Annotated in this window: 22 protein-coding genes and 7 pseudogenes; 16 read left to right on the top strand and 13 right to left on the bottom strand. The window is 68.0% G+C overall.

Features of this window, described 5'->3' with window-relative positions; all coding sequences use genetic code 11:
* Positions 1-619, top strand: a 619-nt coding sequence (locus AVS7_RS20840; RefSeq protein ID WP_020230978.1) for a YbfB/YjiJ family MFS transporter, incomplete at its 5' end; no start/stop codon positions are given.
* 44 nt (positions 620-663) lie between these two features.
* Here AVS7_RS20840 and AVS7_RS20835 read toward each other — a convergent pair.
* The 3 genes from AVS7_RS20835 to AVS7_RS20825 form a co-directional block, all read right to left on the bottom strand.
* Positions 664-1,875: an ATP-binding protein gene (locus tag AVS7_RS20835; protein ID WP_020230977.1), complete on the bottom strand. Its 1,212-nt coding sequence runs from the start codon at positions 1,873-1,875 to the stop codon at positions 664-666.
* Positions 1,875-2,591 carry a response regulator transcription factor gene (locus AVS7_RS20830; protein ID WP_024001979.1) on the bottom strand — a complete coding sequence of 239 codons (717 nt, stop codon included), beginning with the start codon at positions 2,589-2,591 and terminating at the stop codon, positions 1,875-1,877. The genes AVS7_RS20835 and AVS7_RS20830 overlap by 1 nt, the downstream gene beginning before the upstream one ends.
* A 95-nt stretch (positions 2,592-2,686) precedes the next feature.
* Positions 2,687-4,015, bottom strand: a complete 1,329-nt coding sequence (locus tag AVS7_RS20825) for an MFS transporter (protein WP_020230975.1) — start codon at positions 4,013-4,015, stop codon at positions 2,687-2,689.
* A 33-nt stretch (positions 4,016-4,048) separates the two neighbouring features.
* On the opposite strand from AVS7_RS20825, the gene AVS7_RS20820 reads away from it, so the two are divergent.
* The 4 genes from AVS7_RS20820 to AVS7_RS20805 all read left to right on the top strand — a co-directional run bounded on the left by AVS7_RS20820 (position 4,049) and on the right by AVS7_RS20805 (position 8,442).
* Positions 4,049-4,723, top strand: coding sequence for a helix-turn-helix domain-containing protein (locus tag AVS7_RS20820; RefSeq protein ID WP_020230974.1), 675 nt, complete (start codon positions 4,049-4,051; stop codon positions 4,721-4,723).
* A 113-nt stretch (positions 4,724-4,836) separates the two neighbouring features.
* A complete protein-coding gene (locus AVS7_RS20815; RefSeq protein WP_020230973.1) occupies positions 4,837-5,718 on the top strand; it encodes a DMT family transporter in 882 nt (293 codons plus the stop codon).
* 10 nt (positions 5,719-5,728) lie between these two features.
* Positions 5,729-6,589, top strand: a complete 861-nt coding sequence (locus tag AVS7_RS20810) for a M48 family metallopeptidase (RefSeq protein ID WP_020230972.1) — start codon at positions 5,729-5,731, stop codon at positions 6,587-6,589.
* A 92-nt stretch (positions 6,590-6,681) separates the two neighbouring features.
* Positions 6,682-8,442 (top strand): kelch repeat-containing protein, encoded by a 1,761-nt coding sequence (locus AVS7_RS20805; protein ID WP_020230971.1) that lies wholly within the window; start codon positions 6,682-6,684, stop codon positions 8,440-8,442.
* Between the two features lie 106 nt (positions 8,443-8,548).
* Here AVS7_RS20805 and AVS7_RS20800 read toward each other — a convergent pair whose 3' ends face one another.
* The gene (locus tag AVS7_RS20800) at positions 8,549-9,496 is read right to left on the bottom strand and encodes a hypothetical protein (RefSeq protein WP_020230970.1); all 948 of its coding nucleotides are present in this window, start codon (positions 9,494-9,496) and stop codon (positions 8,549-8,551) included.
* On the bottom strand, positions 9,490-10,074 hold the full coding sequence (locus AVS7_RS20795) for a hypothetical protein (RefSeq protein WP_024001978.1): 585 nt from the start codon (positions 10,072-10,074) through the stop codon (positions 9,490-9,492). Before AVS7_RS20795 ends, AVS7_RS20800 begins: the two co-directional genes overlap by 7 nt.
* Positions 10,075-10,135: 61 nt before the next feature.
* On the opposite strand from AVS7_RS20795, the pseudogene istA reads away from it, so the two are divergent.
* Positions 10,136-11,095: pseudogene (gene istA / locus AVS7_RS20790) on the top strand (IS21 family transposase); the annotation flags it as partial.
* Here the strand turns inward: istA and AVS7_RS24050 are convergent.
* Both AVS7_RS24050 and AVS7_RS20785 read right to left on the bottom strand, forming a co-directional pair.
* Positions 11,091-11,276, bottom strand: a pseudogene (locus AVS7_RS24050) (ATP-binding protein); the annotation flags it as partial. The pseudogenes istA and AVS7_RS24050 sit on opposite strands and share 5 nt — an antisense overlap.
* Positions 11,266-11,835, bottom strand: a pseudogene (locus AVS7_RS20785) (IS21 family transposase); the annotation flags it as partial. The pseudogenes AVS7_RS24050 and AVS7_RS20785, both read right to left, overlap by 11 nt.
* Between AVS7_RS20785 and istB the strand changes: the two are divergent.
* The 8 genes and pseudogenes from istB to AVS7_RS24605 all read left to right on the top strand — a co-directional run.
* A pseudogene (gene istB, locus AVS7_RS20780) lies at positions 11,832-12,455 on the top strand (IS21-like element helper ATPase IstB); the annotation flags it as partial. The pseudogenes AVS7_RS20785 and istB overlap by 4 nt on opposite strands.
* A gap of 161 nt (positions 12,456-12,616) precedes the next feature.
* Entirely contained in the window at positions 12,617-12,934 is a 318-nt protein-coding gene (locus AVS7_RS20775; RefSeq protein ID WP_020230965.1) for a hypothetical protein, read from the top strand.
* Positions 12,935-12,948: 14 nt separating this feature from the next.
* The gene (gene cydD / locus AVS7_RS20770; RefSeq protein WP_020230964.1) at positions 12,949-14,634 is read left to right on the top strand and encodes a thiol reductant ABC exporter subunit CydD; all 1,686 of its coding nucleotides are present in this window, start codon (positions 12,949-12,951) and stop codon (positions 14,632-14,634) included.
* Positions 14,635-14,663: 29 nt separating this feature from the next.
* Positions 14,664-16,328 (top strand): amino acid ABC transporter ATP-binding/permease protein, encoded by a 1,665-nt coding sequence (locus tag AVS7_RS20765; protein WP_020230963.1) that lies wholly within the window; start codon positions 14,664-14,666, stop codon positions 16,326-16,328.
* 58 nt (positions 16,329-16,386) lie between these two features.
* Complete coding sequence (locus tag AVS7_RS20760) at positions 16,387-17,961, top strand: cytochrome ubiquinol oxidase subunit I (RefSeq protein WP_020230962.1); 1,575 nt, start codon at positions 16,387-16,389, stop codon at positions 17,959-17,961.
* 19 nt (positions 17,962-17,980) lie between these two features.
* Positions 17,981-19,135 carry a cytochrome d ubiquinol oxidase subunit II gene (gene cydB, locus AVS7_RS20755; protein WP_020230961.1) on the top strand — a complete coding sequence of 385 codons (1,155 nt, stop codon included), beginning with the start codon at positions 17,981-17,983 and terminating at the stop codon, positions 19,133-19,135.
* Between the two features lie 23 nt (positions 19,136-19,158).
* Positions 19,159-19,287, top strand: coding sequence for a cytochrome bd-I oxidase subunit CydX (gene cydX / locus AVS7_RS20750; protein WP_020230960.1), 129 nt, complete (start codon positions 19,159-19,161; stop codon positions 19,285-19,287).
* Between the two features lie 69 nt (positions 19,288-19,356).
* Positions 19,357-19,491, top strand: a pseudogene (locus tag AVS7_RS24605) (MFS transporter); the annotation flags it as partial.
* A 34-nt stretch (positions 19,492-19,525) separates the two neighbouring features.
* Here AVS7_RS24605 and AVS7_RS20745 read toward each other — a convergent pair.
* The 6 genes and pseudogenes from AVS7_RS20745 to AVS7_RS20720 form a co-directional block, all read right to left on the bottom strand.
* Positions 19,526-19,801, bottom strand: a pseudogene (locus tag AVS7_RS20745) (transposase); the annotation flags it as partial.
* Between the two features lie 208 nt (positions 19,802-20,009).
* On the bottom strand, positions 20,010-20,648 hold the full coding sequence (locus tag AVS7_RS20740) for an MBL fold metallo-hydrolase (RefSeq protein WP_020230958.1): 639 nt from the start codon (positions 20,646-20,648) through the stop codon (positions 20,010-20,012).
* A gap of 28 nt (positions 20,649-20,676) precedes the next feature.
* Positions 20,677-21,657, bottom strand: coding sequence for a tripartite tricarboxylate transporter substrate binding protein (locus tag AVS7_RS20735; RefSeq protein WP_020230957.1), 981 nt, complete (start codon positions 21,655-21,657; stop codon positions 20,677-20,679).
* A gap of 18 nt (positions 21,658-21,675) precedes the next feature.
* Positions 21,676-22,593 carry an NAD(P)-dependent oxidoreductase gene (locus AVS7_RS20730; RefSeq protein WP_369799125.1) on the bottom strand — a complete coding sequence of 306 codons (918 nt, stop codon included), beginning with the start codon at positions 22,591-22,593 and terminating at the stop codon, positions 21,676-21,678.
* Positions 22,590-24,041 carry an aldehyde dehydrogenase gene (locus tag AVS7_RS20725; RefSeq protein ID WP_020230955.1) on the bottom strand — a complete coding sequence of 484 codons (1,452 nt, stop codon included), beginning with the start codon at positions 24,039-24,041 and terminating at the stop codon, positions 22,590-22,592. The genes AVS7_RS20730 and AVS7_RS20725 overlap by 4 nt, the downstream gene beginning before the upstream one ends.
* Positions 24,042-24,228: 187 nt before the next feature.
* A complete protein-coding gene (locus tag AVS7_RS20720) occupies positions 24,229-25,002 on the bottom strand; it encodes an IclR family transcriptional regulator (protein WP_234450042.1) in 774 nt (257 codons plus the stop codon).
* 165 nt (positions 25,003-25,167) lie between these two features.
* Here AVS7_RS20720 and AVS7_RS20715 point away from each other — a divergent pair, with 165 nt between their 5' ends.
* Positions 25,168-26,154 (top strand): tripartite tricarboxylate transporter substrate binding protein, encoded by a 987-nt coding sequence (locus AVS7_RS20715; RefSeq protein ID WP_020230953.1) that lies wholly within the window; start codon positions 25,168-25,170, stop codon positions 26,152-26,154.
* Between the two features lie 23 nt (positions 26,155-26,177).
* A pseudogene (locus AVS7_RS25285) lies at positions 26,178-26,371 on the top strand (methylmalonyl-CoA carboxyltransferase); the annotation flags it as partial.

Genomic DNA, 26,371 nt, shown 5'->3' with positions numbered 1-26,371 from the left:
GGCGCCGGGCGGCGGGGCGGCGCGCACCGCCCCGGCCGCGGCGCAGGGCGGCACGCCCGCCGCGCGCGCCGTGCATGCGCTGGCCTACGGGCTGGCGGGGCTGGGCTACATCGTCACGGCCACGTTCCTGCCGGTGATCGCACGCGCGGCACTGCCGCAGGGCTCGCCCTGGCCCGACCTGTTCTGGCCGCTGTTCGGCGTGGGCGCGGTGGCGGGCACGGTGCTGGGCACGCGCGCGCCGGCGCGCTGGGACCGGCGCTGGCTGCTCGCGGCCTGCTACGCGCTGCAGGCGCTGGGCATTGCGCTGGGACTGGCCTGGCCCACGCCCGCGGGCTTCGCGCTGGGCAGCGCGCTGCTGGGCCTGCCGTTCACGGCCATCACCTTCTTCGGCCTGCAGGAGGCGCGCCGCCTGTGGCCGCAGTCTGCCGACAGCTTCGCCAGCCTGGTGACGGCGCTCTATGCCCTGGGGCAGATCGTGGGGCCGCCCCTGGTGGCGTGGCTGCTCGTGCAGGGGGGTGAGGCGCAGGGCTTCGCGCGTGCGCTGGCGCTGGCGGCGCTGGCGCTGGCTGCCGGTGCGGCGATGTATGCGGCGTCGGCGCTGCGCTGGAAAAAGAGTTAGGCCAAATCGGCCTCCAGCGCTTGGCCATCAAGCGCTGGCAGCTCTCATTTCTGAAGCGGTAGCGCCAGCACGAAGCAGGCGCCGGGCGCGCCGTCCGGCCGTGCCTCGCAGTGCACGCTGCCGCCATGGCGCTGTGCGATGGAGCGCACCAGCGCCAGCCCCAGGCCCACGCCGCCCGCGCGTTCGCTGGCGCCGGGCAGGCGGTAGAAGGGCTCGAAGATGCGCTCGCGCTGCTCGGGCGGCACGCCGGGGCCGTGGTCGCACACGCGCAGCACGGCGTCGGCGCCTTCGCGGTCGATGTGCAGGGTGATTTCGCCCTGGCTGTAGCGGCGCGCGTTCTCCAGCAGGTTGCGCACGGCGCGGCGCAGCAGCTTGGAGACGCCGGGCACCTCGACCCCCCCCTCGGAGGTGACGGCGGCCTGCAGCTCGGCATCGACGCGCACGCATTCCTCCACGGCCAGGCCTACCAGGTCCACGGGTTCGATGGTGCCCACGTCGGCGGCGCCGGCGTCCAGGCGGCTGGCGAGCAGGATCTCGTCGACGAGCTGGTCCAGCTCGGCGATGTTGCGCTCGATCTCTGCGCGGAACGCGGGCGAGGGCGCGCCGTTGCCCATCAGCTCCAGCCCCATGCGGATGCGCGTGAGGGGCGAGCGCAGTTCATGCGAGGCGTTGGCCAGCAGCGACTTGTGCGACTGCACCAGCGTCTCGATGCGCTCGGCGGCGGCGTTGAACTGGCGCGCCAGGGCGGCGACCTCGTCGTGGCCCTGCTCGGCCACGCGCACGGACAGGTCGCCCTCGCCGAAGCGCTGCACGCTGCTCTGCAGGGTCTCCAGCCGCTGCAGCAGGCGGCGGATGATGGGGAACACGCCCACCGTGACCGCGATGCCCACGAGGCCCAGGATCCACAGGAAGCCGAAGGGCGGGCGGAACCACGCGGCCGGCCCGCGCTCGTCGGGACGCACGTGCGGGGTGCGCGGCGACATGCGCATCTCGTAGACCTTGCCGTCGCTGGATTCGATGCGGTAGTGGATGCCCTCGCTCGGGTCCAGCCGCTGGCGCACGCCCACGCCGTCCACCAGCGTGCGGCCCTGCGGGTCGGTGAGCACGATCTCGCGCGTGGGCGGCTGCTGCTGGGTCTGGTCGGCCGCCCAGCGCCAGGCGAAGCCGATGGCGAACGCGAACACCAGCACGCCGCCGACCACCGCCAGCCAGATGCGCAGGTACAGGCGCCGGGAGAAAGGGCTGACCAGGGACATCAGTCTTGCTGCTTGGCGAACACGTAGCCCACGCCGCGCACGGTGAGGATGCGGCGCGGGTTCTTCGGGTCGGCTTCGATGGCCGCGCGGATGCGGCCCATGTGCACGTCGATGGAGCGGTCGAACGCCTCCAGCTCGCGGCCGCGCACGGCCTCCATGATCTGGTCGCGCGTGAGCACGCGGCCCGCGCGCTCGGCCATGGCGGCCAGCAGGTCGAACTGGTAGGAGGTGAGGTCCACCGCCTGGCCTGCCACGCTCACGGTGCGTGCGTCGCGGTCGATCTCCAGGCTGCCGAAGCGCAGCACGTTGGCCGTGGGCTGGGCGCCGGCCTCGCGCCGGCGCAGGATGGCGCGGATGCGCGCGAGCAGCTCGCGCGGCTCGAAGGGCTTGGGCAGGTAGTCGTCGGCGCCGATCTCCAGGCCGATCACGCGGTCCATGGGGTCGCCCTTGGCGGTGAGCATCAGCACCGGCACCTTGGCGGCGGCGCCGGGCAGCGCGCGGATGCGGCGGCACACCTCCAGCCCGTCGGTGTCGGGCAGCATCAGGTCGAGGATCACCAGGTCGGGCAGCTGGCCGCCTTCGGGGTTCTGCAGGCGCGCCAGGCCGCTCGCGCCGTCGGCCATGTGCGTCACGTGCAGGCCGGACTGGCCCAGGTATTCGCCCACCATCTGCGCGAGGCGGTGGTCGTCTTCGATCATCAGAAGTTGCGCGCTCATGGGGGAATCCTGCGGGTTGGGTATCTCGGTACGTTGAAGTGTCTGTAAAGTTTTGGTAAACCGCTTCTGAATTAATAGCTGCTTGCGCTTGCCTGTCAAGCGCCAGGTGCCGATTTGACCCTTGAAGCCAGTGCCACCAGCACCAGCACCGGCAGCCCCAGCAGCGCCGTGCCGGTGAAGAACGCTGCGTAGCCGTGCGCATCGACGAACTGCCCGGAGAAGCCCGCGAGCCATTTGGGCAGCAGCAGCATCATCGAGCTGAACAGCGCGTACTGCGTGGCCGAGTACTGCACGTTCGTCAGGCTCGACAGGTAGGCGATGAACGCCGCCGAGGCGATGCCGCCCGCCAGGTTGTCGGCGCTGACCACCAGCACCAGCCCCGTCACGTCGTGCCCGCGCTGGCCCAGCCAGGCGAACAGCAGGTTGCTCAGGGCCGAGAGCACCGCGCCCAGCATCAGCACGCGCATCACGCCCAGGCGCATCGAGAGCACGCCGCCCACGAAGGCGCCGGCCAGCGTCATCACCACGCCGAAGACCTTGGTCACGGCGGCCACCTCGTCCTTGGTGTAGCCCATGTCCACGTAGAACGGGTTGGCCATGATGCCCATGACCACATCGCTGATGCGGTAGACGGCGATCAGCCCCAGGATCAGCGCCGCGTGCCAGCGGTGGCGGCGGATGAAGTCGGCGAACGGCTCCACCAGCGCGCCGCGCAGCCACTCGCCCAGGCCGCGCGTGGGCGGCAGCGGGCGGGGTGCGGGTTCGCGCGAGAGCAGCACGGTGAGCATGCCCGCGAGCATCGACGCAGCCATGGCCAGGTAGGCCGCGCGCCAGGCGCCGCTCTGGTAGCCCTCCACGCCCGGCACCTCGGCGCGCGCGGCCACCCAGAGCACGCCCGCGCCGGCCCAGATCATCGCCAGGCGGTAGCCCGTCTGGTAGGTGGCGGCCAGCGCGGCCTGGCGGTCGGCGTCGGCCGACTCGATGCGGAAGGCGTCCAGCGCGATGTCCTGCGTGGCCGAGCCGAAGGCCACCAGCAGCGCGCACCACACCAGGGTGCCCAGCTGCGCGCGCGGGTCGATCAGCGCCATGCCGGCCAGCCCGCCCATCACCACCGCCTGCGCCAGCAGCAGCCAGCCGCGCCGCCGCCCGAGCGCGCGCGTGAGCAGCGGCAGCGGCATGCGGTCCACCAGCGGCGCCCAGACCCATTTGAAGGCATACGCCAGGCCCACCCAGCTCAGGTAGCCGATGGTGGTGCGGTCGATGCCCGCCTCGCGCAGGCGAAACGAGAGCGTGCCCAGCACCAGCAGCAGCGGCAGGCCGGCGGAAAAGCCCAGCGCCAGCATGCGCAGGCTGGCGGGCTCCAGGTAGACGAGCCAGGCCTCGCGCCAGGAGCGGCGTGCGGGAAGGGGAGAGGAATCGGGCATGGGCGGGGATTATCCGCAGCTACCATCACGCCCATGCCACGCGCCGCGCTCGCCCACCCCGTCGCCTCGGTGCGCCGCTATGCCGGCGAGCACCAGTCGCACGCGCACGTGCACGCCCAGGTCCTCTACGCGCTCGAGGGCCGCATGGAGCTGGAGGTGGCGGGCCGCGCCGCGTTCGTGGACACGGCCTGCGGCCTGGTGGTGCCCGCGGGCACGGCGCACGGCTTCCTGGCGCGGCCGGGCACGCGCATCTTCGTGATCGACGCGCCGCCCCACGCGGCCACCGACCGCGTGCGCCGCTTCGCCGTGCCGCCCGGCGCGCGCCACGCTGCCGACCCGGCCGCGCACCTGGCGCTGCTGCTGCAGGCGCCGCGCGTGCTGGCGCGCCGCGGGCTGGACCTGGCCGCGCTGCAGGCCGCCGTGGACGCCGCGCTGCACGAGGACTGGCCCACCGCGCGCATGGCCCGGCTGTTCCACCTGAGCGCGCCGCGCTTCCACGCCCGCCTGGCGGAGCTGACCGGCGCCACGCCCCAGGCCTGGCTGCGCGCACGCCGGCTGGACATGGCCGCGGCCGCACTGGCGCGCGGCCTGCCGCTGGAGGCCACCGCGCTGCGCACCGGCTACGCCAGCGCCAGCGCGCTGGCCTATGCGCTGCGGCGCGAACGCGGCACGGGTGCACGGGCGCTGCGTGGATTACAAGCCAAATAGCCCTCCAGCGCTTACCCAGAAAGCGCAAGCAGCTATCGATAGAGAAGCAAAAGCGCGCCGCACTTCGCGCGTCGCTCGACAGTCGCGGCGCCGCCCGCGCGCACCATGGGTGCATGAACACCGCATCCCTGCGCAGCATCGCCATGGTGCTGCTCGCCGCCATGCTCTGGGGCACCACCGGCACCGCGCAAAGCCTGGCGCCGCCCACGCTGTCGCCCTACTGGGTGGGCGCGCTGCGCCTGGGCGTGGCCAGCGCGTTCTTCGCCGTGCTGGCCTGGCCCGCGCTGCGGGCGCGGGGCTGGCGCGGCCTGCGCGGCGGCGCGCTGCCGCTGGCCGCGCTGTGCGTGGCGGCGTACAACCTGAGCTTCTTCGCGGGCGTGAAGGCCAGCGGCGTGGCGCTGGGCACGGCGCTGGCCATCGGCAGCGGCCCGGTCTGGGCCGGGCTGCTGCAGACCGTGGCGCAGCGGCGCTGGCCCGCCCCGGTGTGGTGGCTGGGCACGCTGCTGGGCGTGGCGGGTGGCGCGGCCATGGCGCTGGACGGTAGAGCCAGCGTGCACGCGCCGCTCTGGGGCATCGCCCTGTGCCTGCTGGCCGGGCTGGCGTATGCGGGCTATGCGCTGCTGAACAAGCGCCTGGTGGCGCAGGCGGCGCCGGCCGTGGTGAACCTCGCGGTGTTCAGCGGCGCGGGCCTGCTGTCGCTGCCCGTGGCGCTGCTGCTCGGCGGGGTGCCCGCGCCGTCGCCAGCCACCTGGGGCGTGGTGCTGTACCTGGGGCTGGCGGCCACGGGGCTGGCCTATCTGCTGTTCAGCGCGGCGCTGCGCCACATCAGCGGCGCCACCGGCGTGACGCTGGCCCTGGCCGAGCCGGTGACGGCCTTCGCGCTGGCCATCCTGGTCGTGGGCGAGCGGCCCTCGGCCATGGCCTTCTGGGGGCTGGGCTGCGTGCTGGCAGGCCTGCTGCTGGTGATCTGGGCGGAGTTGCGCGCGCAATCGTAGACTTCGCTCCATGACCCCTCCCGCCATCGACTTCCCTGGTCCGTCCGGCTGCCGCTGCTGCGCCGGCGGTGTCTGGAACGCGCGCCGCGCCTTCGTGCTGGCCGCCGCCGGCGCGGCCGCGCTCCCCGCCGCCGCCCAGGTGGACGTGGGCAGCGCCTCGGGCATGCGCAAGCTGGTGCCGGCCGAGCAGCTGGAAACCTCGGCCACCCAGCAGTACAGCCAGATGCTGGCGCAGGCCAAGGCCAAGGGCGCGCTGGCGCCCGATGGCCACCCGCAGCTGGTGAAGCTGCGCGCCATCGCGCAGCGCATCATCCCGTACGCCGCGCAGTGGAACAGCCGCGCGGGCTCCTGGCGCTGGGAGGTGAACCTGATCGGCAGCAAACAGATCAACGCCTTCTGCATGCCCGGCGGCAAGATCGCGTTCTACACGGGCATCCTCGACCAGCTCAAGCTCACCGACGACGAGATCGCCATGGTCATGGGCCACGAGATGGCCCACGCGCTGCGCGAGCACGCACGCTCGCGCATCGCCAAGAGCCAGGCCACCAGCATCGGCCTGTCGCTGGGCGCGCAGCTGCTGGGCCTGGGCGACCTGGGCAACGCGGCGGCCAACCTGGGAACGCAGCTGCTCACGCTCAAGTTCAGCCGCAGCGACGAGACCGAGGCCGACCTCGTCGGCCTGGAGCTGGCCGCCCGCGCGGGCTACGACCCGCAGGCCGCCGTAACCCTGTGGCGCAAGATGGGCGAGGCCACGGGCAGCAGCGGCATCGGGTTCCTGTCCACCCACCCCACGGGACCGGACCGGATCCGCGAGCTGCAGGAGAACGTGCCGCGCGTGGAGGGGCTGTACCGGCAGGCGCGCCCCCGGTAGCGGCTGTGGTTTTTTTGCCCTCGTGTCACCCCAAAGGGGGACAGACAGTGCGGCGCCGAACGGATAAGCTCGCTGTTTTACGGAGGCGAGGCATGTCCAAAATCTTCCCCTGCCTGGGCCTGGCGGCCCTGCTGTGGCAGACCCCCGGCGCCGCCGGCGTCTGGACTGCCGATACCCCCATGGCCACGGCGCGCGGGCAGCATGCCGGGGTGCTGCTGGACGATGGCTCGGTGGCTGTTTTCAACGGGGTCAATTCAGGTGGGTTCGTCACCGGCGGCGAGCGCTACGCCCGCGGGGTTTGGGAGCCGATCGCCGCCAGCGGCTTCACGGGCAATGTGACCGAGGCGGTCACGCTGGGCACCGGGCAGGTGCTTGTGCGCCATGACGGCAGCGCGCAGGCGGTCTTGTTCGACCCTGTGGCCAACGCATGGCTTCCCGGCGGCACCCAGACCGCCGTGCGCTCGTTGCCTTCGATGACGCTGCTGCCCGATGGCAAGGTGCTGGTGGCGGGCGGGACCGGAGGAGGCGTCCACTTGGCTTCGGCCGAGCTCTACGACCCGCAGACCCGCACGTGGGCGGCGACCGGCAGCATGGCCCGGGCCCGTAATGCGCACGCGGCGGTGCTGCTGGGCGATGGCCGGGTGCTGGTGGCCTCGGGATACTCTGGCAGTGGCGAGGTGCCTGGGGCGGAAATCTACAACCCGGCCACGGGAACGTGGAGCATCGCGGCGCTCCCGCTGGTGCTGCGCCACTATGCCAGCCTGAACCTGCTGCCCGACGGCCGGGCGCTGCTCGCGGGGGGGTATGCGGGCGCGGGCGTCGTCACGACGCACGCCGAAATCTACAGCCCCGCGGACAACACCTGGACTGCCACAGGGGCGATGAAGTTTCAGCGCAGCGGCGCCATGGGTTCGCCGCTGGCCCATGCCACGGTGCTGCCGTCTGGCCAGGTGCTGATGGTGGGCGGCTCCGATGCTGCGCGAGTCGCCCACCCCGAAGCGGAGATCTACGACCACACGACGGGTGCGTGGACCCCTGACGGGTCGATGGGCGTGGGGCGTGAAAACGGTTCGGCCCACCTGCTTCCCGACGGCGACGTGCTGCTGACGGGGGGATTCGCCGAAACACCCAGCACGACCTTCTACGCATCGGTGGAGCGCTATACGCCCGACGTGCCCGCGGGATCTGCACCAGTGGTGGATGCCGTGCCCCTGCTGCAGCGCGCTGGCATGGCGCTGACCCTGACGGGAGCGGGGTTCACCGGCGCCTCGGGCACCAGCACGCCGCAGCTGCACCTGCAGCGCGTGGAGAACGGCGCCATCCGGCTCTGGAGCCCGGCCAGCCATACGGACGCCGTTTTCACCTCGCCGCCGCTGGGCACCCTGCCGGCAGGGCTCTACATGGCGCGGGTGGTGGTGGATGGCATTCCGTCCGCGGCGCAGCTGGTGCGTTTCACCACCCCGGCGGGCACGCCGGCCGCCACGCCGGGCAACGCGCAGGCCACCGTGAACTGGCCGCCCCACCCGGGCACCGGCGGCAACCCGTCGGCAGGCTACGCCGTCACCGCCAGCCCCGGCGGCGCGGGCTGCATAGCCGTGGCGCCTGCCACCAGCTGCACGGTGATCGGGCTGACGAACGGCACGCCCTATACCTTCACGGTGCGGGCGCAGCACCCCAACGGCGAGGGGCCGGTATCGGCGGTCTCCGCGCCGGTCACGCCGACGGCGGTCGGCCCCGGCCCCGGCGCCGTGCCGGTGCCGGGGCTGTCGCCGGCCGCAGTGGCATTGACGGCGCTGGCCGCCGCGGCATTGGCAGGCCTGGGCCGCAGGGGCGCCGGTCGCCGCCGCGGATGAAGCAGACCCGCATCAGCTATCCAATCGATAGCTGCTTGCGCTTGATACATAAGCGCTAGAGGTCGATTTGATTGTGAGCAATTCGCCGCCCACGCAGGGGCTGTGACTAGCTGGTTTTCAGCATGAGGAGCGGTTCCTGCTTCTCTTGTTCTAGTGCGTTGACATACTCTTTGCCGGTAATTCTTTGGGTACGCAAGTAGTCGATCAAATACGGCTTGCTTGCAGCGGAGTCGCTGATGTCCCGAAGCACTCGGACAGTATTCAGGCCGTTCTCGACGGAGCCATCAAAAGACATAGGCGTCAGCGGATTGAACAGGCCTTGGTATTCCGACGCCACCGCTTCAGCGATGCGCAGGGTGTGCCTGAGTTCATCGCTGCGTATTCCGCAATCGATGCGCACGTTATTGCAAAGCATCAGTGATTGCGCCAACTGCCAGAACAGGTCTGCGGGAATAGGGCCTTTGGCGGACAGGATGACAGAGATTTCGCCGTCGAAATAGGCGGCCTGATCTGCGAGCGCCGCAGCCACCTCTCGGTATTCGGACTGGGGGTTGGAGAACTCCTTGGCCTGCTCTGCGCGTCGAATCAGTCCCTTGATTCGAGACATCCGCGCGCGTAAATCATCCTTGCGCTGATTTTCAAATCCAGCATGGATGGCATTGATGACTTGGTCGAGTCGCTCGTCCAGGGCATTGAAGCGCTTGCGCATGTACACAAAACCCGCAACGCTGACGCCCACACCCACCAGGGATACGCCCAGCGTCGCCACCTGCAAGGTTTGCAGTGTCTCCATAAGGGCCTCGATCTGGCGTACCTGGACCGCTGTGTAGATGCCCGAGCCGGCGTTGATCACATTGGATACCAGAGAAAGCGGCGTGGGCACGCCGGAAACGATGGATGAGAGCATGGACTGCGCCATCCCGGTTTCCTGGAGGTGCGCAATGATCTGCCCAGTGCCTGCGCTTTTCAGGATGCCGCCATACCGCACCAACTCTCCCGTTGCCAACTGTGCCGCGAACTTGGCAGGAACCTCGAAGGGGATGGTGCTCAGCATGCGTGCCTTTCTTGAATCATCTGGTTGGCTAGGTGCGTGGCCTGGTTGCAAAGGTCGGGGGCGATGCCATTGGTGCCCAGGAGCTTGGCGTGGAGTTTTTCGATCATCGCCTTGTGCGCCGATGGCTTGAAATCCAGCCCAGTCAGGCATGCGCAGCCAGTGGCCAACTCCACCGTCCGAAAGTGGACAAGGTTTTCTTGGCCGGAGGCCTCTTTCTCTGCAATGGCTTTCAATGCTGCTTCCTGGCGGCGCAGGCAGGCGCTCATGGGCGCTTGTATCTGTTGGGCAAATTCTGGTGCGAGGACTTCATCGGCCGGATCGGCAAACCATCCGCTGAACACGCCCATGTCGTCCAATTGGTAGTCGATGTAGCGTGTGAATTCCCGATGCAGCGTGACCATGGCGGACAGGATCTCGGCATGGGCGTTGTCGCGCCAGTCCAGCACTGTGCGCTGGAATGCCAGATAGGCTAGTCGCTCGGGTTTCAGTAGCGGTTCAACTGCAGGTTCGGCAGGGGCTGCACTGCGGGGCTGTTGATTTCCACGCAGAAGTGACCCACTGACCCCCAGGATTTCCATCCAAACCTGACCTACGTACTAACCCTAACCTGCTGCTTTGTTGAGCAGCAGGAGACCAGGAGTGATAGACGTGGCAACACTGAGTGTCATCAGGCGCTGGGCCCTGCGAGAGCAGTTGTCCATCCGGGAGATCGCCCGCCGCACGGGCCTCTCGCGCAACACCATCCGCAAGTACCTGCGCGCTGGCGAGGCCGAGCCGCACTACGCCAAGCGGGTCAGTCCATCCAAGCTCGATCCCTTCGCCTTGAAGCTCGCCGGCTGGCTCAAGACGGAAGCTGGCCGATCCCGCAAGCAGCGGCGCACCATCAAGCAGATGTACTTGGATCTGCAGGCGCTCGGTTATGGCGGCTCCTACAACCGTGTGGCGGCCTTTGCGCGCCTCTGGCACGAGCAGCGCCTTGTGGCACAGCAGACCACTGGCCGTGGCACCTTCGTTCCCCTGACCTTCGGTCCGGGTGAGGCCTTCCAGTTCGACTGGAGCGAGGACTGGGCTGTTCTCGCTGGCGTGCGCACCAAGCTGCAGGTAGCCCACTTCAAGCTCAGTCACAGCCGAGCGTTCTACCTGCGCGCCTATCCGCTGCAGACGCACGAGATGCTGTTCGATGCCCACAACCATGCGTTCGTGGTCCTGGGTGGCGTGCCCCGCCGTGGCATCTACGACAACATGCGCACCGCTGTAGACCGGGTGCGCCGTGGCAAGGAGCGCGACGTCAATGCGCGCTTTGCGGCCATGGTCAGCCACTTCCTGTTCGAGGCCGAGTTCTGCAACCCGGCCTCGGGCTGGGAGAAAGGCCAGGTGGAGAAGAACGTGCGCGATGCCCGCCATCGCCTGTGGCAGGTCGTGCCGCCATTCCCAAGCCTTCCTGAGCTCAATGCATGGCTGCAGGAGCGCTGCGTGGTTCTGTGGCACGAGATCGCGCACGGCAAGCTGCCTGGCACCGTCGCGGATGTCTGGGCCCAAGAGAAGGCAGCCTTGATGCCGATGTCCCGGCCCTTCGATGGCTTTGTGGAGCACACCAAGCCACCGAGCGCACCTCCCGCTCGGCGGTCTCGGCCTTGAGCAGTTGGGACAGGATGGGCTGTGCCGCATCGAAGGCCGGTGCACCTTGCTCGGCCAGTTCCGCAACCGCCTGGGCCATGCCGTGCATCTTGAGCTCGCGCAGCATGATCACGATGGAAGCGATGGCAGGGTCATGACGCATAGCGCACCTCCCTCAATTGGTCGTAGCGAAGCACATTGGCCTGGGGTTCCACCGCAAGCTTGAGGGCCTGGGGCGATGTGACCGGTGCTGGAGCGGGTTTGCCGTCCAGCAGGCGGTGCAGCACGTTCAGGATGTGCGTCTTGCTGGCAGCCCCTGACTCCAGTGCCAACTCCACCGCAGCGAGCACAGCCTGTTCATCGTGGTGCAGCACCAGAGCCAGAACCTCCACCATCTCTCGGTCGCCACCGGTTTGCTTGAGCAAGGTGGCCTGCAGTCGCTTGAAGGCCGGCGGCAACTCCAGGAATGGGGCGCCGTTGCGCAAAGCTCCTGGTTTGCGCTGCAGCACCGCCAGGTAGTGGCGCCAGTCGTACACGGTTTGCCCGGCACCATGGTGGTTACGCTCGATCAGGCGCTGGTGCTCGCAAACGATCTGGCCTTCGGCCGCAACCACAAGACGATCTGCGTAGACCCGCAAGCTCACAGGCCGATTGGCATACGGGGCTGGCACGCTGTAGCGATTGCGCTCGAAGTGGACCAGGCAGGTGGGTGAGACGCGCTTACCAATTGAAGGTGGCCAGGTTCCCGGCGTACCGGGACCTGGCTGGGTTTGACTTCGGCCACAGTGAGGTGAACGAGGCACTGGTACGCCAGCTGCACCGCTGCGAATTCTTGGAGAACGCCAACAACGTGGTGCTGGTGGGTGGACCGGGGACGGGCAAGACCCACATCGCCACAGCCCTTGGGGTGCAAGCCATTGAGCACCATCACCGCAGGGTGCGGTTCTTCTCCACGGTGGAGCTGGTCAATGCACTGGAAGAGGAGAAGGCTCAGGGCAAGCCGGGGCAGATCGCGCACCGACTGGCCTATGCCGATCTGGTGATCGTGGATGAACTGGGCTACCTACCGTTCAGCGCCTCTGGAGGCGCCTTGCTGTTCCATCTGCTGTCAAAGCTGTACGAGCGCACGAGCGTCGTGATCACCACCAACCTGAGCTTCAGCGAATGGGCCAGTGTGTTCGGGGATGCAAAGATGACCACTGCATTGCTGGACCGGCTCACGCATCACTGCCATATTCTGGAAACGGGTAACGACAGCTACAGGTTCAAGAACAGCTCCGCACAGCAACCACCACAGACCACCAAGAAGGAGAAGGCGACCAAGAACTTATCCACAACGTGAGCGTGAAGTTCACGAACAAGGGTGGGTCAAGATTAGATGGAAATGGTGGGTCAGCTTTGCGTGGAAATCAACAGTCCTGCTGGCTGAGCGTCATGGCGACTTGTATTTCATATTTTTCTAATTTAGCATAAACTTATGAATAGCCAAAGCACTCCGTCCGAGTGCATGACACGCTCCATGCGATCCACTGCGCTGATTCAGGCTTTTTTGACGAGGCCACGAACACCGTGACCTATCTATTGTCCGACGCTGCGACGCGGCAAGCGGTTGTGGTCGGCCCCGTGCCCGACTACGACCATCGCAGTGGCAAGGTATCGACCGCATCTGCAGACCACGTGCTAGTCGAGGCGGCTGCGCAGGCGTTGCAGAAGGCCTGGATCCTGGAGACTCATGCCCATCTGGACCACTTGAGCGCGGCGCCCTACGCGGGCCGCTGGCCCAAAGCCGAATCCAATGGGGTTCGCTATCTCAAGATCTAGATGCGCCTGCCCGCATGACGATATCTTCTGCTAGGCAAGTTTCAGTCGCGCAGCTGCTACACACCACGGCCCCGCTGTGGTGGCTGCCACAGGCGGCGTTGCTGGCGCTCGCAGTGGCCCGTCTGCAGGCGGGCGGCGGACTCACCGCAATGCTGCAGCCAGCTGCAGGGATCATCCTGCTCGGTCTACTGCGCGCAGCCTGTGAGGCCTGGAGTGCCGCTCGCCTGTTCGACAGTGCTCGCGAGCAACTGACCGCGTGGCGTCACGAGGCCGTGCAAGCACTGGCTGAGCGCTCGCCCCTCGATCGTCAGCGGATCCCGGCCGGTGCCGCAGCGAGCGCCCTGGCCGAGCAGGCCGAAGCCATCCTGCCTTGGCTCACACGCTACCAGGGAGCTATCTGGCGCGTTCGAGTGGTGCCATTGCTGATCCTGTTGCCCGTTGCCTGGTTCTCGTGGGCGGCTGCGGCGGTACTCCTGCTGGCCGCGCCGCTCATTCCGCTGTTCATGGTCATCATCGGCTGGCGCGCCAAGGCCGCCAGCGAAGCGCAGTGGCTGCAACTGAGCGACATGAATGCGTTCTTGCTCGACCGCCTGCGCGGCCTGCCGACCCTTCAGGCCCTGGACGCCGTCGACACCACGGAGCAGCGCCTGCACAACCACGCTGAAGACTTGAGGCAGCGCACCATGCGGGTACTACGCATCGCCTTCCTGTCTTCGGCGGTGCTAGAACTGTTTGCCGCCTTAGGCGTTGCAATGGTGGCGGCCTATGTGGGCTTTCACCTGTTAGGGTACTTTCACTTCGGGGCCTGGGGCCAGCGCCTAGGCTTGGCCGAAGGGCTGTTCGTTCTGCTGCTGGCGCCGACCTTCTTCGAGCCTGTGCGGGAACTCGCGGCCATATGGCACGACCGCGCCTCAGGCGAAGCGGCCCAGGCAGCGCTATATGAGCTCGGTGTCGGGGGACTGTCGTTACCAGATGGACACAAGGCCGCGCAGCTTCACCTGCAGGGCGTCGAAGGTCGCGCGGTGCATGCACCCGGCGTCCGCATGCAAGGCCTGTCGTTCGGATTCGAGGGTGAGCAGCCGCTGTTCCAAGGCTTCGACTTGGACGTGCGCCCAGGCGAACATGTCGCCCTGGTGGGGGAAAGCGGCACGGGCAAGACAGTGCTGCTATCGCTGCTGGCCGGCCTGGTACCGGCCACAGCGGGGCTCATCGAAGTGGGGGGCGTCCCGTTGACCGACGCGTCGCTACCGCGGCTCAGAAGTCGCATGGCGTGGATGGGGCAGCACCCGCACCTGTTCGCGGGTTCGGTACAGCACAACGTCTCGCTCGGCCGTTCGGGTGTTGATCGGCACGCCGTGCAGCATGCCATGCGGGTGGCTCGGCTGGACGGTGTGGCGCAGGCCTATCCAGGTGCGGCGCTAGGCGAAGGGGGCACGGGCCTGTCGGGCGGAGAAGGCGCCCGCCTAGCCCTGGCCCGGCTGGTGGTGGCCAAGGACATCGACCTGCTCCTGCTGGACGAGCCAACGGCTCACCTCGATAGCGAAACCGCCGCGCAGATCGTGGAAGCCATCAAGATACTGGCACAAGGCCGCACGCTGATCGTCGCCACACACGATCCGCAGTTGGTAGCCTGGATGGATCGATCAATCGATGTGTCCAGACGGCTCGACGCGTGTATGAATCAGAGGAAGCGAGCATGACACGCCGGCCCCGCCGATCCGCCGCGCCCATGCGCGTGATCCGCTTGCTGCTCGGCACGTTTCGCCAACGCCTGTGGTGGGGCGCGGCGCTGGCCGCCTTCACGGTGCTGGCTGGCATGGGGCTTCTGAGCCTATCCAGCTGGTTCATCGCTGCCACCGCCATTGCCGGCCTGCAGGCCGGTAGTGCGCTGGTGTTCGACGTGTTCATGCCATCGGCTGGCATCCGTATGCTCGCGCTCGGGAGGACCGCTTCGCGCTATAGCGAACGACTGGTGACCCACGACGCCACGCTGGCAGCACTGGCCGAGTTGCGCGCGCGGGTTTTCCGAGGCCTGGCTGCCTCTCGCCAACGCGTGCGGCAGCCGGCACGTGCGCTGTCGCGCCTTACCAGCGAACTGGACGCGCTGGAGTCACTGTACCTGCGCTTGCTCGTGCCCGCATGTGCCGCGCTGGGCGCGGCCTTGCTGACGGCTTTCATCCTGGGGATGATGGCACCCTGGTTCGGCTTGCTGATAGGGCTGTGGCTACTGCTCGCCGGATTGGGATTGGCGTGGGCCTTGGCTCGTGCGGCGCGGGCGCCAGCACTGCGTCGGGCGATGGCCATCGAACGACTGCGCGCCCATGCCATCGACCTGGTTTCCGGGCAGACCGAACTGTTGATGAGCCAGCGCCTGGGCGCCCAGTGCCAGGCGCTGGCGCGCGCGGATCAGCGCTTGGCGAGTGCCGACCGGCAACTGAACCGCCTCGATGCCCGGGCCGGCGCGGCCTATGGTGTGGCGGGCAGTGTCACCCTGGCATTGGCGTTGCTGGGCGTGGGGGGGCTGGCTGACCAGGGGCAGATTGGCACGGCTGGGGCCGCGCTCGTTTTGCTGTTGGCCATGGCGGCCATGGAGCCTTTCGCCGCGCTGCGGCGCGGCGCCCTGGAAGCCGGGCGTGTGTGGTTGGCGGCGCGCCGTCTTGGCGGCCCACTGGCATCCGGGCCAAGTGGTCCGGCGGCAGGCCCTGCAGTATCAGCACCGGAAGGTGCTTTGCACCTGAATCGGGTGTCGACGCGCTACCCGGGCAGCCGGGTGGATGCGCTCCAGGGCGTCTCGCTGGCGCTGGGACCGACGGAGCGGGTCGCGTTGATCGGCCCCAGCGGCTCGGGCAAGTCCACGCTGATGGCGCTCGCCACCGGCGCCATTCCGGCGCTGCGCGGCAGCATTCAGGCGCAGCCCCATGCCTGGATGGGCCAGCGCATCGACTTGTTCCAGGACAGCCTGCGCGACAACCTGCGACTGGCAGCACCCCGGGCGGATGACACCGTACTCTGGGCTGCGCTCGACGCGGCGGGGCTGGCCGCCGACGTGCGGGCAATGAGCGGCGGACTGGACACACACCTGGGCGAAGGTGGACTGGGTCTTTCGGGGGGGCAGGCCAGGCGCCTGGCACTCGCCCGTCTTCTGCTGAAGCCCCATCGCCTATGGCTGCTGGACGAGCCGACTGAAAGCCTGGATGCAGCCACCGCCGCGGATGTGTTGAAAAAACTCGACGAGCTGGGCGCCGGGCGCGCTTGGCTGGTGGCCACGCACCTGCGACGTGAGGCGGCCCTGGCAGATCGCCTGTTGGTGATGCGCGATGGCCGCATCGAAGCCGAATGGTGGCGCGGAAGCGCTGGGTTCGACGCGGCACTGGCCGGGCTGCGGTCCGACTGACCCGATGGCCTGACATCCCCATCTGACCGACCTGAATCTCATCCACGAAGGAAACCCCATGGACCTGGACATCGTCAACCTATCGCGATTGCAGTTTGCAATCACGGCGCTCTATCACTTCTTGTTCGTCCCGCTCACGTTGGGGCTGTCGATCCTCATCGCGATCATGGAGACCGTCTACGTCATGACGGGGCGCACCATCTGGCGCGACATGACCAAGTTCTGGGGCATCCTGTTCGGCATCAACTTCGCCATGGGCGTGGCCACCGGCATCGTGATGGAGTTCCAGTTCGGCATGAACTGGAGCTACTACAGCCACTACGTGGGCGACATCTTCGGCGCGCCGCTGGCACTCGAGGGTTTGATGGCCTTCTTCCTGGAGGCGACCTTCGTCGGCCTGTTCTTCTTCGGCTGGGATCGCCTGTCCAAGGTCGGTCACCTGGTGGCCACCTGGTGCGTGGCGCTGGGCTCGAACTTTTCGGCGCTGTGGATCCTGATCGCCAACGGCTGGATGCAGAACCCGGTGGGTGCGCAGTTCAACCCGCAGACCATGCGCATGGAGATGACGGACTTCTTCGCCGTGCTGACCAACCCGGTGGCACAGGCCAAGTTCGTGCACACGGTATCGGCCGGTTACGTAACGGCAGCGGTGTTCGTGCTGGGAGTGTCGGCCTGGTACGTGCTCAAGGGTCGACACCTGGCGCTGGCCAAGCGCTCCATGACGGTGGCCGCGTCTTTCGGCCTGGCCTCGGCGCTGTCGGTGGTGGTGCTGGGCGACGAGAGCGGCTACCTCTCCACCGAGCACCAGAAGATGAAGCTCGCGGCCATCGAGGCCATGTGGAAGACCGAGCCCGCGCCGGCCGCGTTCACCGCCTTCGGTTTCCCGGACCAGCAGGCGCGCGAAACGCACTTCGCGGTCCACATTCCCTGGGCCATGGGCCTGATCGGCACGCGTTCGCTGAACACCGAAATTCCGGGCATCGAAGACCTGGTCAAGAACGCCGAGGGCCACATCCGTGAAGGCATCCTGGCCTACGACGCGCTGCAGCAGATCCGTGCCGCCGGGAGCACGGCGCAGGTGCCCCCGCAGGCACAGGAAGCCTTCGAGCAGCACGGCCAGCGCCTGGGCTACGCACTGCTGCTCAAGCGCTATGTGGACGACCCGCGCCAGGCCACGCCCGAGCAGATCGCCAAAGCCGCCTGGGACACAGTACCGGGCGTGGCGCCGCTGTACTGGACCTTCCGCCTCATGGTCGGGCTGGGCTTTTTCTTCATCCTGCTCACGGGCACATTCTTCGTACTGTCGGCAAGGCGTCGTCTCGACGCGCATCCATGGCTGCTCAAGGTCGCGCTGTGGTCCATCCCTCTGCCCTGGATCGCGGCCGAGTGTGGCTGGTTCGTGGCGGAATTCGGCCGCCAACCCTGGGTCATCGAAGGCGTGCTGCCCACGGCGGTGGCGGTGTCCAACCTGGGAGCTTCTACCGTGCTGCTGACCATCGCCGGCTTCGTGGCGATCTACACCGTGCTGCTCATCATCGAGATGAAGCTCATGCTCAAGTCCATCCGCAAGGGGCCAGACCTCACGGAGACCGACGCTGTCCGGCTGCCCGCACAGGCCGCCGCCGTCCACTGAAGCCAACGGGAGCAACAACATGATCCTGCATGAACTGATTTCCTACGACGTCCTGCGCGTCATCTGGTGGCTGCTGCTGGGCGTGCTGCTGATCGGCTTCGCCGTCACCGATGGCTTCGACCTGGGCACCGGCGCGCTGCTGCCGTTCGTAGCGCGCACCGATCTCGAACGCCGCGTCGTCATCAACACCATCGGCCCGGTCTGGGAGGGCAACCAGGTCTGGCTGATCATGGGCGGCGGCGCCATCTTCGCGGCTTGGCCGCAGCTTTACGCGGTGTCGTTTTCAGGTTTTTACCTGGCGATGTTCGCGATCTTGGTGGCGCTGATCCTGCGACCCGTGGCCTTCAAGTTCCGCAGCAAGCGTGAAGACCCGGCCTGGCGCAGCCGCTGGGACTGGGCGCTGTTCGTGGGCGGCTTCGTGCCGGCGCTGATCTTCGGCGTCGCCATGGGCAACGTGCTGCAGGGAGTGCCGTTCCGTCTCGCCGACGACATGCAGATCTTCTACGACGGCACGTTCTTTGGCCTGCTCAATCCCTATGCGCTGCTGGCGGGGCTGGTGTCCGTCGCCATGCTGGTCACGCACGGCGCGGCGTGGCTGCAACTCAAGACGGCCGATGCGGTGGCCGAGCGGGCGCGCCGGTTCGGGATCATGGCGGGCGTGTTCACGACGGTGCTGTACGCCGCGGCCGGCGTGCTGCTGGCCACGTTGGTGGCCGGGTACGCGATCACGGGTGTCGTCGACGTTTCGGGGCCTTCGAACACCTTGCTCAAGAGCGCAGCCGTGCAAGGCGGCGCATGGTTCGCCAACTACGGGGCGCAGCCCCTGCTGTGGTTGGTGCCGGCGCTGGGCCTGGCTGGGCCGGTGCTGGCCGCGCTGTGCCTGGCCGCACGCCGGCCACTGGCCGCACTGCTGGCCAGCGGTGTCGGCATCGCAGGCATCGTGGCCAGCGTGGGCGTGTCGATGTTTCCCTTCATCCTGCCGTCGTCGGCCAATCCGTCGGCCAGCTTGACGGTATGGGATTCGTCGTCGAGCCACCTGACGCTGTTCATCATGCTGGTCTCGACGCTGATCTTCATGCCCATCATCCTGGCCTACACGAGCTGGGTGTTCAGCGTCCTGCGCGGCAAAGTCGATGCCGATGCCATCCGGGGCGGCAAGGGCCATTCGTACTGAGACATCTTCATAGGACACACACCATGTGGTACTTCGCCTGGATCCTCGGCCTGCCGCTGGCAGCCGCTTTCGCCGTGCTCAACGCGATGTGGTTCGAACTGATGGAGGACGACGCGGTCCGCCGCGACCGCCTCGATCCCAAGCAACCCTGACGCCCGCTCCGCCAGGCCCGCCTGACCTGGGTCGGGTGGGGGCGTTACGCACTTCTCCATGACTCATTCATGACGCAAACTGCCTCACCGCCATCGCCGATGGCCCCGGACGCCCGCCGCAACGTGGGCCTGCTGATGGCCGCCCAGTCATTGGGCGGTGCTGCGCCGCCCATCATCATCTCGCTGGGCGGCATCGTGGGGCGGGCGTGTCCGAATTTTTGTGTAAACGGGTCGGACTTCAATTGACGGAGATGCGGTCTCCGAACTGAATGGTAAAGCGGGTCAGCGCGGCCTTCCAATCGCGGATGGGCAGGGTCCACTTCTGGCTGATGTTGCGCAGCGCCAGGTAGAACAGCTTGGTCAGCGCCTCGTCGCTGGGGAACGAGCCCCGGTTCTTGGTCAGCTTCCTCAGGCTCATGTTGACCGACTCGATGGCGTTGGTGGTGTAGATGACCTTGCGGATTTCCGGCGGGTAGTCAAAGAACGGGGTCAAGCGACTCCAGTTCCTCATTCGGATTCTCCCGCTTGGCCGTGCCCTTTAGAACGGCAATACCAGATCCACTCATTGTTATTAAGACCCAGGCGGGAGACGGTGTTGCAAATCGATCATTCTATTGAGAATGATTTTCATTGGCGCCGTTCCTGGCCATTCAATACAAACCGAATTGGCTGCCAGCGCTTATGCAGCAAGCGCGAGCAGCTATTCTTTTGGTAGTGTGCGATCAGGTGCCGCCCACGTAGGGATTGCTGCGCCGCTCGCGTCCGAAGGTGCTCTCCGGCCCGTGGCCGGGGATGAATACCGTCTGGTCGCCCATGGGCCACAGGCGCTGGGTGATGCTGTCGATGAGCTGCTGGTGGTTGCCCTGCGGAAAGTCCGTGCGGCCGATGCTGCCGGCGAACAGCACGTCGCCCACGAAGGCGCGGTCGATCTGCGGCGCGTGGAACACCACGTGGCCCGGCGTGTGGCCCGGGCAATGGCGCACGTTCAAGGTCTCATGGCCGATGGTGACCGTGTCGCCGTCGTGCAGCCAGCGCGCGGGCGCGAACGGCAGCGCGGGCGGAAAGCCGAACATCGCGCTCTGCTGCGGCAGGCCGTCGATCCAGAACTGGTCGCCCTCCTGCGGGCCGACGATGGGCAACTGCAGGCGTTGCGCCAGCTCGCCCGCGCCGCCCGCGTGGTCGATGTGGGCATGCGTGAGCCAGATGGCCTTCAGCTGCAGGCCCAGGCGCTTCGCCTCGGCCAGCAGCACGTCCAGGTCGCCGCCCGGGTCGATCACGGCGGCGTCCATGGTCTGGTCGCACCAGACGAGCGAGCAGTTCTGCTGGAACGCGGTGACGGGGATGGTGAGGTAGTGGAGCATGGGCGGCGATTGTCGCAGCCCCCTGCCGCTAGTTGATCACCGCTCCGGACTGCTGGACGATGCCTCGCCACTTGGCCGACTCGGCCCGCATGAAGGCGTCGAACTCGGCGGGCGTGTTGGAGACGACCTCGCCGCCGAGGTCGATCAGCCGCGCGCGCAGGTCGGGCTGGTCCACCACTGCGCGGATGTCCCGGCTGATGCGCTCGCGCAGGCCCTGCGGCAGCGCGGCGGGCGCGAGCACGCCGAACCACGTGGCGGCCTCGAAGTTTGGCAGCCCCGCTTCGGCGAAGGTGGGAATGGCAGGCACCTTCTCGATGCGGCTGCCGTTGGCCAGCGCGATGGCCTTGAGCTTGCCCGAGGCGATGTGCGGCAGCACCACGGTGAGCGTGGCGAACATCGCGTCCACCGAGCCGCCCAGCAGGTCGGTGATGGCGGGCGCGTCGCCCTTGTAGGGCACCTGCACCATGCGCGTCTTCATCGCGGCGTTGAACATCTCGCCCGTGAGGTGCTGGGCCGTGCCGTTGCCGGGCGAGGCGTAGGCGGCTTTGTCCGGGTTGGCGCGCGCGTAGCGGGTGAACTCGTCCAGCGTCGAGACCTCCAGGCTGGGCCGCACGACCAGCACCAGCGGCACCTTCGCGACCAGCGTGAGCGCGGCGAAGCTCGCCAGGGGGTCGTAGTCGAGCTTCTTGTACAGCGCGGCGCTGATGGTGTGCGCCGAGGTGGTCATGTAGAGCAGGTGGCCGTCGCCGGGCGCGCGCGCCACCTGCGCGGCGGCCAGCGTCGTGCCGGCGCCGGGCTTGTTGTCGATGACGACCGGCTTGCCCCAGCGCGGGCCCAGTTTGTCGGCCACCGCGCGGGCCACGATGTCGGTGGCGCCGCCCGCCGCGTAGGGCACGACGAGGTGGACGTTGCCGGAAGGGAAGGGCGCTTCCTGGGCGAAGGCCAGGCCGGGCGCGCATGCGGCGGCCAGGGCGCAGCGCAGCGCCCCGCGGCGGGTGATGGATGGCATGTGTTTCTCCTGCGCGCTTCAGCGCTGGCCGGCGATCAGCCGGCTGATGACGGGGTGGTACTTCTCGCCCAGGCCGCTGTCGATGGCCTGCTGGAACCATGCATCGACGACGGCCGCGCCGCGCGCATCCACGCCCGCGTCGCGCGCCAGTTGCAGCGCGTACTTCAGATCCTTGCGCGCGTAGAGCACGGAGAACGCGCGCTCGGGGAATTCGCCGGGCAGCACGGCCTTCATGCCGTGGTTGCGCAGCGCGAAGCTGTCGGCCGAGCCCTTCGAGAGCGTGTCGAACAGCACATTGGGATCGACCCCGGCCTTCTCGCCGATGGCCTTGGCCTCGCTCACGGCCACCACGGTCTCGAACAGCACCATGTTGTTGAGGATCTTGAGCACCTGGCCGCAGCCCACGGGCCCGCACAGCGCGATGTCGGAGGCGAAGGTGGCGATCAGCGGCTTGACGGCCTCGAACACCTCGGGCGCGGCGCCCACCATCACCGCGAGCGTGCCCGCTTCGGCGGCGGCGCGGGTGCGCGCCACGGGCGCGTCCACGAATTGCGTGCCCAGGGCCGCGAATTCACGGGCCAGTTCGCGGGTGGTGTCCACGGGCGACGTGCTCAGATCCACGATGGTCTGGCCCGCGCGTGCCGAGGCCAGCAGGCCGCCGTCCTGGCGGCACAACTGCGCGACGATTTCGCCCGAGGGCAGCGAGAGGAAGACGACGTCGGCCGCCTGCATCACGGCCGCGGCGCTGGGCGCGGCCTGCACGCCGTGCGCGGCCAGGCGCTGCAGCGGGGCCGCGTCGAGGTCGTGCGCGATCACGCGGGCGCCGGTCTTCACCGCGAGGTTGCGGCAGATGGGCTCGCCCATCACGCCCAGGCCGATGAAGCCGATCACTTGCTTGGTGGTGTTGTTCATGTGCTTTTCCTGTCGGCCGTTCAGGCCATGCCGAAATAGATGCCCTTGGGCTGCTGGTACAGCCGCATGCCGGAGGCGCCCTTCTCGCGCCCGATGCCGCTTTCCTTGAAGCCGCCGAAGGGCGTAGAGATGGACAGCTGCTTGTAGGTGTTGATCCAGACGGTGCCGGCTTCCAGCGCGCGCGCAACGCGCCAGGCACGCTGGTAGTCCGCCGTCCAGACGCCCGAGGCGAGGCCGAAGGCGCTGTCGTTGGCCTGGGCGATGAGGTCGTCCTCGTCGTCGAACGGCAGCACGCAGAGCACGGGGCCGAAGATTTCCTGCTGGGCGATGGCGGCGCGGTTGTCGATGCCGCCGATCACCGTGGGCAGGTAATAGGCGCCGCGCGCCAGCGCCGCGGCGCCGGGCCGGGCGCCGCCTGCGAGGATCTGCGCGCCCGCGGCGCGCGCGTCCTCCACCATGCGCTCGACCTTGTCGCGGTGCGCGAAGGAGGCGAGCGGGCCCATCTCGGCGCCGGCCGCGTCGGGCAGGTCCACGCGCAGCGAGCGGGCACGCTCCGTGAGCTTGCGCACCACTTCGCCCTGCACGGAGCGCTGCACGAACAGGCGCGAGCCGGCCACGCACGACTGGCCGCTGCCCTCGAAGATGCCGTCGGCCACGGCGGCCACGGCGGCGTCGATGTCGGCATCGGCGAAGACGATGTGGGGCGACTTGCCGCCCAGCTCCAGCGCCACGGGCATGAGCTTGCGCGCGGCCACCTCGGCGATGCGTCGGCCGCTCTCCGTGCCGCCCGTGAACGACACCATGCGCACCAGCGGGTGCGCGACCAGCGCCGCGCCCACGTCGTGCCCGGTGCCCGGCAGCACGTTCAGCAGCCCGGGCGGCAGGCCCGCCTCCAGCGCGATGCGGCCCACGGCCAGGCCGGTCGAGGGCGTGACCTCCGAGGGCTTGAGCACGACCGCGTTGCCTGCCGCCAGCGCCGGGGCGATCTTCTGCGCCTCCATCGTCAGCGGCGAATTCCACGGCGTGATGGCCGCCACCACGCCGTAGGGCTCATAGGCCGTCATGGAAAGGTAGTTGCCGCGCGCCGGCGTGACTTCCGAGCCCGTCGTCTCGCACACCGCGCCGTAGTAGCGGAAGGTGGCGGCGGCGCTCTTGACCTGCTTGACGCACTCGCTCCACACCTTGCCGTTCTCGAGCATCTGCAGGCGCGCGAGCTGGTCGCTGTCGCGCTCCATGCGGTCGGCGATGCCGAACAGGATGCGCGCGCGCTGCATCGGCAGCATCTGCGTCCAGGCGCCGGCCTTGCTGGCCTGCGCCGCGTTGCGCACGGCCTCGTCCACGGTGCGCGGCCCCGCAGCGGCCACCTCGTGGTTGGTTTCGCCCGTTGCCGGGTTGACGGAGACCAGCGGGGCAATGCCTTGCTCGCCCGGTGCATCCTGTCCCGCGATCAGCATGGGCTTGTGTTCAAGCATCTGGAACCTTTCACGATTTTCAGAACAAAAATTCTATTTTTCGAATTTTCGCGGACAAGCCGAGTGCGTATGCCTAGTGTTTCTACTGATGGAACAAAAGTTCTGAAAATTGAGGTGTGCCGCCCATGCACGCTGGTGTGCCCAGCGGCGCGGCGGTCAGCGGTGCAGCAAGAGGCGGAGGGTCAGGTCAGGATGCGCTCGGCCATTTCCCGCCGAGGCTGTGCGTGGCGCGCTCGGCTGCGGTCAGGACGAGGGTCTTCATGCGCTGCACTGCGAGCTCGGAAAACCGCTCCAGCGGCCCCGATACCGAAATCGCGCCGAGCAGCGAGGCCGAGGGGCCGAACACCGGTGCCGCGATGGCGCCGCAGAGAGGATCGCGCTCGCCGAACGATGTGAAGACGAGATCGCCGGCGGCCGCGGCTTGCGCATGCGAGCCCTGCTCCAGGGTGGTGATCACCTTGCCCGCGGCGCCTTTGTGCAGGGGCAGCAGGTCTCCCGTGCGCACGCGATCCAGCGTCGAGTGGTTGGAGTCGATGCGCATGAGGCACAGCCGGTGGCTCTGGTCGTGGCGCACGTGGAACGACGGGCTCTCCGTGCCCTGTTCCACCAGCCACTGCAGGATGGGCTGGATGGCGCCCTGCAGGCCGTGCACCTGCTCGAAGGAGCGGCCGAACACGAAGGCCAGCGGCCCCAGCGCATACCGCTTGTCCGTTCGGTGCGTCACCAGCCCGGCACGCTCCAGAGAGGCGAGCAGGCGCAGCAGCGTGCTCTTGTACATGCCCGTGGCCTGCGAGAGCTCCGTGAGCGTGAGCGCCTGGGCCGAGTTCGCCAGCGAGGTGGCGATGTGCAGCGCGCGATCGACCGCGGCGACACCGTCGCTCTTTTCCGAAGGCTCCGTGGACGTCAGGGGGGGCATGCGCGCGTTGCGTGGTGGCTCGATGGCGAATTCTATCTTGGGCAACAGGGTATCCATTTTCAGGAGCGAAAGGGCGGGGAGGCGGGATGTTTTTCAGGGGTTAACCCCTATCGGCAACGGGTTGACGGAAGGACGACTTTCTTGAAAACTGAAAAAAAGAGAACTTAAATTCTTTTCTATAGAACACTTTAAGTCAAGACAGGAGACCTCATGAACGCAAAACGCACCTTTCTGGCAGCCGCGGTGGCGGCGCTGGCAACCGGCATGGTCGCCATGCCTGCCGCGGCCCAGGGCTACCCCAACAAGCCCATCCGCTTCGTGGTGGGCTTCAGCGCGGGCAACTCCATCGACTCGGTGGCCCGCATCATTGCGCAGCACCTGACCACCAAGCTCGGACAGCCCGTGGTGGTGGACAACAAGACGGGCGCCAACGGCATGCTCGCCGCCACCGAGGTTGCACGCGCGCAGCCCGATGGGTACACGGTGCTGATCAGCAACTCGAGCACGATCACCGTCAATCCGCTGCTCTACAAGAAGATGAGCTACGACCCGAAGAAGGACTTCGCGCCGGTGTCGCTGGTGGTGTCGGTGCCGTTCATCCTGACGGTCAATCCGCAGAAAGGCCCGCTCGGCACAGCCCCCACGCTGCAGGACATGCTGAACGCGGCCAAGGCCAAGCCGGGCGCCTACTCCTACGGTTCGGCGGGCGTGGGCAACCTCACGCAATTGAGCTTCGAGCTCCTCAACGGCATGGCCGGCGTGAACATGACGCACGTGGCCTACCGGGGCTCCGCCCCCGCCCAGGTGGCGCTGATGGGCGGCGAGGTGGACGCTGCGTTCGACAACCCCTCGGCGGTGCCCAAGATCAAGGCAGGGCAACTGCGCGCGCTGGCCGTCACGTCGGCCCAGCGCTGGCACGAGCTGCCCGACGTGCCGGCCATCGCGGAAGCCGGCTATCCCGGCTTCGACATTTCGTTCTGGGTCGGTGCCCTCGTGCCGGCGCAGACGCCTGCGCCCGTCGTGAACGCACTGTCCGAGGCCATCGCGTCCGCATTGCAGGACCCGGCGGTGAAGGCGCGGCTGGAGCAGCAGGGGAACATCCGCATGTACGGCCCCCAGCGCTTCGCCGAGCAGATCGACAAGGAAACCGCGCAGTACGCGGAAATCATCCGCAAGGCGGACATCAAGCTGGACTGAGCGGCGCAAGGGAGCACACCAAGATGGCATGGGACAAGGAACTCGCCGAGCTCGCGCTGCGCCAGGAACTGGCGCAGCGCATGGGCGGAGCGGACAAGGTGCAGCGGCACAGGAACAACGGGAAGATCCCCGTGCGCGAACGCATCGCGCTGCTCGTGGACGAGGGTTCTCTCGTCGAGGTAGGCGGCCTGGCCGGCTCGGGCCAGTACGACGACGG

This window comes from Acidovorax sp. MR-S7, from assembly GCF_000400995.2.
Taxonomy (GTDB): domain Bacteria; phylum Pseudomonadota; class Gammaproteobacteria; order Burkholderiales; family Burkholderiaceae_C; genus MR-S7.
This window is presented reverse-complemented; position numbering and strand designations above follow the sequence as displayed.